This window comes from Clostridium sp. MCC344 (assembly GCF_018785365.1).
Lineage (GTDB): Bacteria > Bacillota > Clostridia > Lachnospirales > Lachnospiraceae > Pilosibacter.
Map to the genome: position 1 here is coordinate 151,231 of NZ_WQPQ01000056.1, position 13,107 is coordinate 164,337.

The following is a 13,107-nucleotide window of genomic DNA, read 5'->3' on the forward strand; positions in this document are numbered from 1 at the left end:
TCATGCATCTGAAATGCTCTCATAGCTCATCATCACAAGCTGGAAGATAATCCTGAATCCTCAATAACAACTTTAACAGATGGGATATTGCATTCTGCTGTTATTTGGGCTCCGCTTATTCTGCGGAAAACATCTTCAGTACAGAAGGCTGCTTCATTAACTAAATCAGAGATATCGTTTAATGCACCCCGATTATACCGAAATTGAAAGGTTTCTGAAATATAATTATCGTTTTCAAACGCCATTTCCTTTTCTGGTGCACTTCCTTCTTCATTCAAAACAATATCTCCTATTTTTAAGGTTGCCATTACTGGAACGATATCCTTAAATGACTCGATCGAAATTGTTATATCAAAAACTCCGGTATATAATTTATCTACAGTGACTGAAGTGATAGAGAACCAAGGTTCATCAGCATAGTAAGCCACACTTCCAACGCTGCATGGTGTCATGGATGAGTTTGATCTGTCTTGTTCAAATACATAAATATCTGGTGCCTTTATATAAATTTTATCAGGCAGTGTGTCATATTGATAATTATAAATATGTTCATTTGTATTTCCATCGGAACTTTCTGAAATTTGTTGAAGTTCATGTAAGAACTTGTTATCTATGGCACATTCCATCGTAGAAACCGGTGTTATAACGGCAGTTTCATATTCTGGATACTTTATTGTAACGCTTAAGGTTCCGTCCTCATCAGCGGGCTTGCTATAATAACTCCATATCAGAACTGCAGACAAAAAAACGCACACAAAACAAATAACAGGAACAATTATTTGGGATTTTTCCGCTTTATTCATATGGCCTCCTAAAAATTCTGCTTATCTTGGTTTTATGCGATAATGTACTGACAAAAATAAGATTTTGTTTAAATTGTACTTATATAATAACGGTTTGCTGATCCAGTGTCAACATTCAAGCTCCCATTACAGTGCACGGTCACTGCCATATCAATAAAACAATTGACAGGATGAAATTTTTGTTTCATGATGTTAGAATATTGATGTGATGACCGATGTGCTCACATTGGCGCATTGTAACTGTTCAGTAGGTCTGCGCACTTACGACGCATTTTATATTCAGGAGTGTATCCATGAAATCAATATCCATCTACGCACTGACTAGAAAACAGAATATCGCCTGTCTTTCCAGGCTGGAGCATCAGCTGTCGGGCAGGGAAAAACCTTTAAAGATCCGGACATGGGAACTGAACAGTATGCGGGCATTTGTGGATCACCTGGAAGAACATATGCCGGAGGTGTACCGGCTCCGCTTCTTTTATTCTTTCCAGATCCCGCGTCTCGGAAAAGAGTTTGACCTGCTCCAGGTGAAGGAAAAACAGATCGTGAACATCGAGCTGAAGAGCGGCGCTGTCTCCGGGGACGCGATCCGCAGGCAGCTGATCCAGAACCGTTATTACTTATCGGTGCTGGGGAGAACGATCCGGTCCTATACCTATATCAGCAGTGAGGACCGTCTGGTCCGTCTGACGAATCATGATAACCTTGTGGATGCGGACTGGGACCGGCTATGTGAAGAGTTGAAGGAGCCGGGTAAGGATGAGCCGGGAGATCTCGAAGACTGCTTCCGGGCAGAATGGTATCTGATCTCCCCGCTGACACAGCCGGAGCGGTTTTTGCAGAAGGAATATTTCCTGACGGCCCAACAGAAGGATATTGAGCGGCAGATCTTAAAGAAAGTCCGCGCGGAGCGAAGCGGATATTACTCATTTTCCGGACTTCCTGGGACGGGAAAGACGCTGCTTCTCTACGATATCGCGATGAAACTTTCCGGGCGTCAGAAGGTCTGCATGATCCACTGCGGGACATCGGGAGAGGAGTGGAAGAAGCTTCATGAGAGACTCAGGCGAATTCTCTGGATGTCGGACCGGGAGATCACGGAGGAGACCGGTTTTGAGGATTATGGTGCTGTTTTTGTTGATGAGGCGCATCTGCTGAGTGAGGAGCCCCTGAAGCGGATCATACGGGCAGCAGGAACACGTCCGGTTATCTTTTCCAGTGACTGCGAGGACCAGCTCTCCCCGGAAGAGGCGGACCGGAGTGCGAAGAATGAGCTGGAAAAACTTCCGGGGATCCAGCTTTTCCGACTGACAAACAGGATCCGGACAAATGTGGAGCTTTCCTCGTTTATCCAGAATCTGATGCACCTTCCGGACCGGAAGACCACCCGGCATTTCCCGAATGTCACAGTGCTGTATGCAAATGATGAGCGGGAAGCGGAAAATCTGATGTTGGATGCAGGGGAACACGGGTTTCAGATCCTTTCGCGACAGGAAGACAACGGGAAAACGATGGACCGGTTGGCGGTGCTGTTGGATGAGAAGTATTATTACGATGAAAACAGGTATCTGCGATCGCAGGATCATACGGTGCGCACACTGTTTTACAGGCTAAACGGTGCGAAGGAGAAGCTGATGATCGTAGTGAAAGAGAATGCTCCGGTTTATGAGAGAGTATTGGAGTTGTTGTGAAGAGCATGGGAGAAGATAGTTGGGATATCAGCAGCCAGTTTCCGATAAAAAAGTCTTGACAAATCCGTATGACATTGCTATTATTGCTTTAAACCGTTGAAGAGGAAGTTGTACCAGAAAGAACAGTCTCCCAGAGAGTCCGGGGCGGTGGGATCCGGACAGAGTGTTGTGGTAAGTGGGCCTCAGAGGGCAAGGTGAAAAAGAGGAACGGATCAAGAGGAATCTTTAGTAGCCGAGACGCAGGGTCAGCGTTACGAGACCAGGAATGTAACTGCATTCTGTAAAGAGTGGGTGCTTGGCACCAAACAAGGTGGTACCGCAGGTATATGACAGCCTGTCCTTGAACGAAGTTCAGGGATGGGCTTTTTTGATAAAAAGATTTCCCGATCTTCTGAACTTGAAATGTCAGTCCTTTATGAAAGCCGGAAAACGGAGCGGTGAGAAAATGCATCGTGGCATGCAGAAACGCATAGTCTCCCGGGAGGCTTTCGTATATGACAAGAGTTATGTTACAGAAGAAAGGAAGGCAATCGTATGAGCGAGGAGAGAAAACTTCAGTTTCGCGGCGGGATCGGAATGTCCCTGATCCCGGTAGCAATTTATGTATTCTTCTGCATGGTGCTGTTCGTCGGCTTTAAAGCATTCAACATGGAAGCACTTGCAGTCGGAGGATTTTTAGCCCTTTTGATCGGCGGCGTGTTCTGCACGAGCTACAGTGAGTTCTGGGAGAGTGCGATCCGGGGAATTTCCTCGATCACGTCGGTATCGGTCGTTGTGATCCTGCTGCTCGTCGGCATGTTCAGCGCCCTGATCAAGCTGTGCGGTCTTTCCGGCGGATTCGTATGGATCGCCAACGCGGTCGGCATGAAAGGCGGGATCTTCGTTGCATTTACATTTCTTGCCACATGCATCGTATCGACAGCGACCGGTTCCTCGATCGGAACCATGTTTATCGCGTTCCCGATCTTTTACCCGGCGGGGATCATGCTGGGTGCCAACGAGATGATGATGGCCGGCTGCATCGTATCCGGCGCGATCTTTGGAGATAACCTGGCGCCGATCTCCGACACGACGATCGCTTCGGCTTCCACGCAGCAGTTTAAGAACGGAAAACCGGCCGATATCGGTGGTGTCGTGTCAAGCCGTATCAAGTATTCGCTGGTGGCAGGACTGATCACGATCGTGATCTTCGCGATTTTCGGCGGTGTTGGCGGTACTTATGAGGGAGGTTCCATCGATGCGGCGTCCAACCCGGTTTCGTTAGTCATGCTGATCCCGGTTGTCCTGATGCTGACGGTTTCGACAAAAACAAGAAATATCTATGAAGGCATCCTCGTTGGTCTTGCGACAGGAACGCTTGTCGGCCTTGCAGCGGGATTATTTACTCCGGCGCAGGTATTTTCCAACGATGCGGCAAACAACGCCGCAGTCGGCTTCCTGGTTGACGGGATCAACAATATTTTACCAACCTGTGCGCTTGTCATCTCCGTATTCGGCATCATGGGAGTTTTAAGCGACGCAGGCATGCTGAACCTGATCGCCGAGAAGATCCTCGACAGTAAGATGGCTGGTACAGCGAAAGGCGCGGAGCTCGTCTGCATGATGGGGATCGCATTTACAACGATCTTACTTGGCGGTGTGACGAGTGCCTCCATCCTGACATTCGGACCGATCTTAAATAAGATCGGAGCGGCGAGAAACATTCACCCGTACCGCAGAGCGAACCTTTTAGATGGAACGGCGAACAGTCTTCCGGCGATCATCCCGTTCATGAGCGTGTTCGTATTCATCGGATCCGCATTGACAGGTCTTTCCCCGGTCATCGTTGCGGGCGGAACGATCTACGGATTTGTCCTGTTCTTTGTATTCCTTGGAGCTGTCCTTACGGGATGGGGATGCCAGAAAGAAGAATAGGGGAGTGGTTTCCCGGATCTGGATCATGAAAGCTCATGAAGTGTCAGGATGGCACAGACATTGGAACGAGTACACGAGAGAAAAGAGGTTATGGAAAAATGGATGATACCTTTACATTATACGATCTCAAGGTGGAAGTAGTCGCCGGTGACCGCCCGATGGTGTGCAGCCACAAGGTGGGGGACTATTTCCTGGTACAGGGAGAAAACCTGGTGTTTCCGAAGGAAACATCGTTTTCCATGTATTCCCTGAGCGCCATCCTGCCGCTTCTTCCGGCAAAAGAACGGCCATTGGACCCGAACGACTGGATGCTCTCCGACGCGGAGATCGCCTGCCCGGATCCGAACTGCGGGGCGAGATTTAAGATCACAAGAGTCGGAAAGCGGATCCAGAGTCATGGGCAGTGCACGGTCGTGCCGCTCATGAGACCGGATGCGGGAAAATATCATGAGAATTAGATAATAAGGAGAATCGATCATGAAGAAAAAAGTTCAGTTTAAAAATGGATATACCTTCAACCGCGTCATCAATGGCTGCTGGCAGCTCTCCGCGGAGCATTGTCTTCAGGGACACCTGGACTATGACGATGCGATCCGCGCGTTCCACGAGCTGGTGGAGCAGGGATTTACGACGTTTGACTGTGCCGACATCTACACGGGCGCTGAGGAGGTCCTCGGCCGCTTTGTGACAGAGTTAAAGGCGAGCGGACATTATCAGGAGGAAGACATCCAGATCCACACGAAATTTGTGCCGGACAAGGACGTTCTTCCGGTGATCAACATGGAGTACACGGAAGGAATCGTGGACCGCTCCTTAAAGAGAATGCACCGCGAAGCTCTGGATCTGGTACAGTTCCACTGGTGGGATTTCAATGTGCCGGGCATGATGGAGACGGCCTTTGACCTTGTAAAGCTTCAGGAAAAAGGAAAGATCCGCAACATCGGTATGTGCAACATGGATACAAACGCCTTAAAGCAGATGGTTGACGCCGGTATCCCGGTCGTATCCAACCAGGCGCAGTATTCCGTCTTTGACCGCCGTCCGGAGAGAACACTTTTGGATTACAGCGCAGAGCACGGCATCTACACATTCGCTTACGGCACACTGGCCGGTGGATTTCTCGCGGAGCGCTACATGGGAAAGACATATGAGGCGCCGGAGACCCGTTCCCAGGTGAAATACATGCAGATCATCGAGGATTCCCTCGGCTGGGACGGAATGCAGAAGCTCCTTCCGGTCCTGAAAGCGATCGCAGACAACCACGGCGTCAGCATCGCCAACGTGGCAACCCAGTACATCTTAAACCAGAAGAGCGTCGGAGCCGTCATGGTCGGAACCAGAAACTCCAAACATGTAAGATCCAACATCCAGACACTGGAATTTGATCTGACCGCGGAGGAGATGAAGATGATCCGCGACTTTATCGATCAGTACCCGACTCCGGAGGGAGAATGCTATGAGCTTGAGCGCACCTCTCCGAGATATAAGGGGATCATTCTGACGGACAGAAACCATGTGGATAAGTAAAATGACATGCAGGGATCATGGCAGGAGATTTCCAGAAAAGCGGGATCAGCGATGACAGAGAATCAGACTGCAAGAATGGTTCGGACAGTTTTGTGAGAATATCAGAAAGTACGGAAGGGACACCAGAGATGGTGTCCTGTTTCGTTACAGGACGCAGAAAAACTGCTGCTTTTCATGGGAAGGAATCTTTCTCTTTACACATACCGAATTAGTAGGTATAATGGTAAAGGTTTCAGGGGCAAAATCCCGTCGAATGGTTGTTTTAACAGGGAGATTGCCGGTAACATTGCAGGAAAGACAGGATTGGAGATAGAGATGTTAAATCAGTTCTCAAGAACACAGCTCCTTTTAGGAGCAGAAAATATGGACCGCCTTGCGAAGGCGAAGGTTGCGATCTTCGGAATCGGCGGAGTCGGCGGATATGTGGCGGAGGCACTGGCGAGAAGCGGAGTCGGTTCCTTTGTGCTGGTGGACGATGATAAGGTCTGCCTGACGAATATCAACCGCCAGATCATCGCGACGAGAAAGACAGTTGGACAGTATAAGGCGGAAGTCATGCGCGACCGGATCCTGGATATCAATCCGGATGCCCAGGTCGAGGTCAGAAAGTGCTTTTATCTCCCGGAAAATGCGGATGAGTTCGACTTTACGGAATATTCCTATGTGGTCGATGCGGTGGACACGGTGACGGCAAAGATCGAGATCATCATGCGGGCGATCGACTGTAAAGTTCCGGTCATCAGCAGCATGGGCGCCGGAAACAAGCTGGATCCGACGCAGTTCCATGTGGCGGATATCTATAAGACGAGCATGTGCCCGCTCGCGAAGGTCATGCGCCGCGAATTAAAGAAGCGCGGAGTGAAGAAGTTAAAAGTCGTTTACTCCACGGAGCAGCCGGTTGAGCAGCAGGAAGACATGAGCATCAGCTGCAGAAAGAACTGTATCTGTCCGCCGGGCGCGAAACATAAATGCACCGAGCGCCGTGCGATTCCGGGCAGCATCGCGTTCGTTCCGTCGGTTGCCGGACTGATCCTTGCAGGGGAGATCGTGAAAGACCTGACAGTGATGCCGCCGAAGAAGGTGGAAGAGCAGGGGCAGTGATCAATGCCAGGAGCGAATAAAAGATCATAAAAAGACATCACAAAACCGGAAATTGGAGTGGATTCCATTCGAACAAGGTTTTGTGATGTCTTTTTACTTTCAGGGATACAGAAAGAGCTGCCAATGGCAGCCCCCTCTGATTTCAGTTTTATAATCTTTCCAGGATCGCATCCACATACTCTTCGGTACTTGCTGTTCCGTGCAGGTCTTTTGTGAGGTGTTTTCCTTCTGCGAGAACTTCATCGACGGCTTTGCGGATCCGCGCTGCAGTCTCATTTTCCCCGAGGTACTCTAACATCATGCAGGCGGACCAGAGGAATGCAGTCGGGTTTGCAAGGTGCTTTCCGGCGATATCCGGCGCGCTGCCGTGTACAGCTTCAAACATGGCGTAATCGGCACCGATATTGCTGGATGGAACGAGTCCGAGACCGCCGATCAGACCGCTGCAGAGGTCGGAGAGGATGTCTCCGTACAGGTTCTGCATGACCATCACGTCAAACTGGTTCGGGTTCATCACGAGCTGCATGCAGGTGTTGTCGATGATCTTGTCATCGCTCTCGATCTCCGGATATTCTTTCGCGATCTCCTTGAAAATGGATAAGAACATGCCGTCGGACATCTTTAAGATGTTTGCCTTGTGGACGCAGGTCACTTTTCTGCGGCCGTTTTTCTTTGCATACTCGAATGCGTCACGGATGATGCGCTCACTCGCTTTTCGTGTAACGATCTTGATCGCATGGACGGTGTCCGGATCGATCTGCTCTTCGACGCCGACGTAGAGGCCTTCCGTATTTTCACGGAAAATGACGATATCCACATTTTTGAACGGTGTTTTTACGGCATCGTTGGATCTTACCGGGCGGATGTTTGCGTAAAGATCATATTTTCCGCGGAGTGTCACGTTCAGGGAGCGGAATCCCTTTCCGACCGGGGTCGTGATCGGGGATTTTAACAGCACTTTTGTCCGCTCAAAAGATGCGTAGGCTTCCTCCGGGATCAGTGCGCCGTTGCGTTTCCATTCGTCCTCTCCGACGTTGTAGATTTCATATTCGAGAGGTGCGTTCGCTGCCTTTAAGATCTTTAACACATTGTCAACAAGTTCCGGACCGATTCCGTCACCGCGGAATACTGTAATTTTGTGATTCATATGATGATTCTCCTTTTTGAATGATTTGATTTGATCCTACAGTACAAATGTCACGATCAGGTTATAGACTGCACAGCAGATCACACTGATCGGAACGGCAACAAAGAGAAGCCGGTTAAACAGATGGTTGCGGTCTTCCTCGTTTCCACAGGAACCGAGGATCAGACTTCCGCCGGATGAGAACGGGCTGATCGCGCTGCTCTGTGCGCCGAGGATCGTGCAGGCAAAGAGAGCGGCTGGGTTCAGTCCGGTTGCAGCGGCGAGTCCCGGGATCAGCGGGAATAATGCCGGTGCAACAACGCCGGTCGTGGAACTGAAGAAGCTCATAAACGCACCGACGAAGCTGAATGCCAGCGGGATCAGGGCAGCCGGTACATTGGATCCGATCCATGCGGACAGGGCATCGATCGTGCCTGCTTTTACAGCGACCGCGATCAGCATGCCGGCTCCGGCGATCATGAGGATCGTATTCCACGGAACACGGGCGATGACCTCTTTCTGAGGTGCCAGATCAAATAACAGGGCAATGATGGTAAAGCAGAAAGCAACGAGACCGACATCAACTTTTCCTGCAATCGTTCCGATCAGGGCATTGTCCGGAAGCGCGAGCTTTAAGAGTGGGAAGATCAGGACGATCACCATCATCAGCAGCATCAAGTATAAAGTCAGCTTCTGCTTCCTGTCAAACGGTTCCGGCCTGGAGAAAGTAACTCCTTTGCCGATGCCGCGGTTGCTCTTAAAACCGAAGCGGAAGATCGCGATCAGGATCAGGGAGAAGATGATGGCGAATCCAAAAATCTTCATTTCGTCCACAAACGAATTCGGTGTTCCAAAAGCCGGTTCTGACTCGTAAGCGGTATCGATCAGACCGCGGAATACGACACCGAGAGAGGCTGTCGGAAAGTTTCCGCCTGCAAGCGCACCGCAGTTGATCGCGACAGCGCCGGTCAGCTTGTCCATTTTTGCTTCCTCGCAGATCAGGATCGTGATCGGAGCCAGAAATGCGAGAACAGTAAAGTAGGCAGCTCCCATTACCGAGAGAACAACTGCTACAAAGAAGAGGGCAAACGGCAGCATGCCCGGGAAACGGCGGCACATGTAGAGAAGACTTGCAGACATCTTCTCAAGCGTTCCGTTGACAGCCGCAAAGTTGTAAAAAAGGGAGACGGACAGGATCACAAACATCGTGCTGACCGGCCAGAAACTAATCAGCTCTTTTGGCTTGATCCCCATACCGAAACATCCGATCAGGTAAGCGAACGCGATACAGAAGAATCCGGTATTGATCTTTGTCTTGTAGCCAAGAACGACGGCAACTGCGATGGATGCGACCAGAATGATACTTAACATGCGGATTCCTCCTGTTCGTTGATGCCGAGCAGGGATGCCGGGATCGTGTGAGTCATATGGTAAACATGTTCTTCCGGAATTCCGTGATCGACCAGATACTGCATGTATTCCGCAAGTGCGAGTTCCCAGTGCGGATTTTCCGTCTGTCCGCCGTCGGTGTCGACCATGACATTTCGGTAGCCGACTTCTTTGATGATCTCCAGATTGTCTGCGAGATTGCTCTTATATTTTCCGCCGCCCATGTTCTGTGCGTAACAGCGCTCCAGGATGACGTTGTAATCCTTCACGAGGCGGAGCTGGTCTTCATGGCTCATTCCCACGATCCACCACTCCGGATGGGTGATCACGATATTTTTGACTCCGAGGTCGCGGGCTGCCTCGACGACGGTAAAGATCTCATCAGGTGCGATATGGGCAGTTCCAAGGACTGCATTGTGATCGCGGACAAGTTCCAGTACAGAGCGCAGTTCCGGAACGATCTTTCCGTCTTTTACGACTTCCACGCACTGGCTCAGATCCTGGCCCATTTTCTGCATGTGATTTTTTGCGGACTGTGTCGGGAGCCAGACAACTTTTGCTCCAAGACGAAGTGCGGTATCGACGGCTTTCGGATTGATCCCGCCTACAACGCGGTTTAATGTGATGCTTCCGTACATGGTGAAGTTGTTCGTGTTTCCATGTACGATCTCGTTGTGACGGTTGCAGAGATATGCGCGGTCCATGGTTGTCCCCTGATGTGTCTTGATGACGATGGCACGCGCGCCGACGCGGATCGCTGCTTCCATGAGTTCGAAGTCATCGTATGCGCGAAGGCGCAGATCCGGATTCGTATGGACATGCATGTCGATCACGCCTTGCATGAGATCCTGTTTCATTCAAATTCCCTCCTGTGTGTTTTTGCTGTCTTCAGAGACATTGATTTTGCTATGGTTATATTTTATACTAGTCTTGATATAGGGGAAAGTCACAATTTACGATACCAGGTATCGGTAATTCCGATATCTGACGGAGGTGTTTTATGGACTTAAAAGAGCTGGATTACATTGTAACCGTTGCCGATGAGGGGAGCATTTCCCGGGCGGCGGAAAAATTGTTTATGGCGCAGTCAAGTCTCAGTCAGGCTGTCCGTCTGATCGAACAGGATCTCGGTACATCTGTTTTTGTCCGCACTGCCAGAGGAGTCCGCCTGACGGCTGCCGGGGAGGCGTTTATTTCTCATGCCAGACAGATCCTGCAGCAGTACCGGGAAGCGCGCAGTGAGGCTTCTGATATCGAAAACTTAAAAGGCGGGACGATCATCTTTGGGATCAGCACCTACCGGGGAACGTATCTGCTGCCGCCGGTCCTGAAAAAATTTCACGAGCGTTATCCAAAGGTGCATGTGGAGATCAGCGAGATGGACAGTATTGATCTGGAAAACCAGATCCTGGAGGGAATCCTGGATCTCGCACTGATCGCAGCACCTCCGGTCCGGATCAAGCATGGATTCGAGGAACTGATGAGGGATGAGATCATGCTCGTCACTACGAAAGAGCATCCTGTCATGAAATATGCACACGAATGCGAGAATGATCCGGAAGAACTGTGGATCGATCTGAAGGATACCGCCCCGTATGAATATATTTTAGGTCCGCCGAACACGGTACTCGGCCGGACGGCACGCCATTCTCTGCGGGAAGCAGGTGTGGAACCTCTCGGACTCGATACATACCTTTCCGCGGCGTTTGCGGCAGCTGTTGCGCGGGAAGGTGTTGCGCTGGCCTTTACCTACCGGTCCTGCCGGATCATGCGGGATGGATTCCGGTATCTGCGGATCGGAAAAGAGGGGATTTTCCTGGACCTTGCACTGGTCTGGCCGGCAGGAAAATACCGGTCCAGGGCGGCGAAAGCGCTCGCGGATCTGCTCCATGAGATGGCACCGGAACTGCTTCACCGATAGGATTTGACAGAGACACACTTGTATGTGTATAATAGAAATCAATGCATGACAATTTAACAGACTGGCGCGTCGTGGTGGTGAAGCTTTTTGTCGGTGCCGGTCTGGAACGACGGCTGTAAGAGGGAAAATGACAGAACAGCCGGAAAGATCGATCTGAAAAGGAGAAAAGAAAATTATGGTGTTAGCAGTCATCGAAGCGGTGTACCGCTTCCTGTGGGGAGATCTGTTCACGATCCCGATCGGCAACGGAAATGGGATCGGAATCCCTCTTCTCGTGTTGCTTTTGATCCCAACGGGGATCTATTTTACGATCCGGACGAAATTCCTTCCGGTCCGGCTGTTTCCGGATATGATCCGGGCGCTGGGCGGAAAAAAGAAGGAAGAAGGCGGTCTGTCACCGGTGCAGACCTTGTTTGTGTCGACAGCGACCCGTGTGGGAATGGGGAATCTCGTCGGAGTTGTCGCTGCGATCTCTGCGGGCGGTGCGGGAGCCGTGTTCTGGATGTGGATCTCGGCGATCTTTGGTTCCTCCACGGCATTTGTGGAGGCAACCCTGGCGCATCTATACAAAGAAAAAGATCCGCTCTACGGCGGATATCACGGCGGTCCGGCTTATTATATCCACAGCTATGCGGAGCGCGTGAGAAAAAAGAAATTGAAACACTCCGTCGTTGCCGTTTTGTTTGCGCTGTCCGGTCTGATCTGCTGGGGTGGGATCAGTCAGGTCATCAGCAATTCGGTGGCATCGGCATTTAAAAATGCATTTGGAATCTCACCAATGATCACGACGGTCATTCTTGTTGTGCTCTCGGCGGTGATCGTCTTAAGAAAAAATGCAACGGTCCGCGCGCTGGATGTGATCGTTCCGATCATGGCGGGATGTTATTTTGTGATCACCCTGTTCATCATCGCGACGCATCTCGGAAGCGTTCCGGGCGTTTTCAAGAGGATTTTTGAGGAGGCATTCGGACTCCGCCAGATCGCAGCGGGCGGTTTTGGCGCGGTTCTCATGAACGGAGTCAAGCGCGGTCTGTTCTCCAACGAGGCCGGTTCCGGTTCCGCACCGTGTGCAGCGGCAGCGGCGGAGGAGAGTGACCCGGTAAAGGTCGGACTTGTCCAGGCACTAGGCGTATTTATCGATACGATCGTGATCTGCAGCTGCACGGCGATGATCATGCTGCTTGTCCCGGAGGAACTGACGATGGGACTCGCAGGAATGGACCTTCTCCAGAAAGTCATGAGCTACTATATGGGCGAGTTCGGAGTGGTCTTTATCGCCATCACGCTGGCATTGTTCAGTTTCTCGACATTCCTCGGAATCCTGTTCTATGCGCGTTCCAACGTGGCATACCTCTTCGGAAACCGCTGGTGCTATCAGACTCTTTATAAGATCTTCGCCCTGATCATGCTGTTTGTCGGCGGTCTTCAGGCCTACACAGTCGTCTGGGACCTCGGCGATGTCGGCGTCGGACTGATGACCGTGTTCAACCTCATGGTACTGTTCCCGCTGTCCGGGGAGGCGCTGCGGGCGTTGAGGGAGTATGAAGAGAAGAAAAAGATGAAGTGAAATGCTGGAAAAGAATAGAAAAGCGGCAGAAATCTGAAAAACTGTGAGCGGAGGAACGGGACAGTTCC

11 protein-coding genes are annotated in these 13,107 nt (G+C 50.7%); 7 read left to right on the forward strand and 4 right to left on the reverse strand.

The features are described 5' to 3' along the window. Nucleotides 1-32: 32 nt before the first annotated feature. Nucleotides 33-803 carry a hypothetical protein gene (locus GPK90_RS12735; RefSeq protein ID WP_215703149.1) on the reverse strand — a complete coding sequence of 257 codons (771 nt, stop codon included), beginning with the start codon at nucleotides 801-803 and terminating at the stop codon, nucleotides 33-35. A 293-nt stretch (nucleotides 804-1,096) separates the two neighbouring features. On the opposite strand from GPK90_RS12735, the gene GPK90_RS12740 reads away from it, so the two are divergent. From GPK90_RS12740 to GPK90_RS12760, 5 genes are all read left to right on the forward strand, one after another. Continuing rightward, nucleotides 1,097-2,494: a P-loop NTPase family protein gene (locus GPK90_RS12740; RefSeq protein ID WP_215703150.1), complete on the forward strand. Its 1,398-nt coding sequence runs from the start codon at nucleotides 1,097-1,099 to the stop codon at nucleotides 2,492-2,494. A 534-nt stretch (nucleotides 2,495-3,028) separates the two neighbouring features. Continuing rightward, entirely contained in the window at nucleotides 3,029-4,408 is a 1,380-nt protein-coding gene (locus GPK90_RS12745; protein WP_215703151.1) for a Na+/H+ antiporter NhaC family protein, read from the forward strand. Between the two features lie 98 nt (nucleotides 4,409-4,506). After that, the gene (locus tag GPK90_RS12750) at nucleotides 4,507-4,866 is read left to right on the forward strand and encodes a TIGR04076 family protein (RefSeq protein ID WP_118321574.1); all 360 of its coding nucleotides are present in this window, start codon (nucleotides 4,507-4,509) and stop codon (nucleotides 4,864-4,866) included. Between the two features lie 19 nt (nucleotides 4,867-4,885). Continuing rightward, nucleotides 4,886-5,935, forward strand: coding sequence for an aldo/keto reductase (locus GPK90_RS12755; RefSeq protein WP_215703152.1), 1,050 nt, complete (start codon nucleotides 4,886-4,888; stop codon nucleotides 5,933-5,935). A gap of 315 nt (nucleotides 5,936-6,250) precedes the next feature. Next, complete coding sequence (locus tag GPK90_RS12760) at nucleotides 6,251-7,036, forward strand: tRNA threonylcarbamoyladenosine dehydratase (RefSeq protein WP_118298505.1); 786 nt, start codon at nucleotides 6,251-6,253, stop codon at nucleotides 7,034-7,036. Between the two features lie 148 nt (nucleotides 7,037-7,184). Here the strand turns inward: GPK90_RS12760 and GPK90_RS12765 are convergent, their stop codons facing one another. Genes GPK90_RS12765 through GPK90_RS12775 form a run of 3 tightly spaced genes read right to left on the reverse strand, consistent with a single transcriptional unit; the run spans nucleotide 7,185 to nucleotide 10,408 of the window. Further along, entirely contained in the window at nucleotides 7,185-8,183 is a 999-nt protein-coding gene (locus tag GPK90_RS12765) for an isocitrate/isopropylmalate dehydrogenase family protein (RefSeq protein WP_118529495.1), read from the reverse strand. A gap of 36 nt (nucleotides 8,184-8,219) precedes the next feature. Next, nucleotides 8,220-9,533: an SLC13 family permease gene (locus GPK90_RS12770; RefSeq protein WP_118529496.1), complete on the reverse strand. Its 1,314-nt coding sequence runs from the start codon at nucleotides 9,531-9,533 to the stop codon at nucleotides 8,220-8,222. Next, on the reverse strand, nucleotides 9,527-10,408 hold the full coding sequence (locus GPK90_RS12775; RefSeq protein ID WP_118529497.1) for a DUF6282 family protein: 882 nt from the start codon (nucleotides 10,406-10,408) through the stop codon (nucleotides 9,527-9,529). The genes GPK90_RS12770 and GPK90_RS12775 overlap by 7 nt, the downstream gene beginning before the upstream one ends. A 143-nt stretch (nucleotides 10,409-10,551) precedes the next feature. On the opposite strand from GPK90_RS12775, the gene GPK90_RS12780 reads away from it, so the two are divergent. Beyond that, nucleotides 10,552-11,472, forward strand: coding sequence for a LysR family transcriptional regulator (locus GPK90_RS12780; RefSeq protein WP_215703153.1), 921 nt, complete (start codon nucleotides 10,552-10,554; stop codon nucleotides 11,470-11,472). Nucleotides 11,473-11,647: 175 nt separating this feature from the next. Next, nucleotides 11,648-13,039 carry an alanine/glycine:cation symporter family protein gene (locus tag GPK90_RS12785; RefSeq protein ID WP_215703154.1) on the forward strand — a complete coding sequence of 464 codons (1,392 nt, stop codon included), beginning with the start codon at nucleotides 11,648-11,650 and terminating at the stop codon, nucleotides 13,037-13,039. The last annotated feature ends 68 nt before the right edge of the window (nucleotides 13,040-13,107 follow it).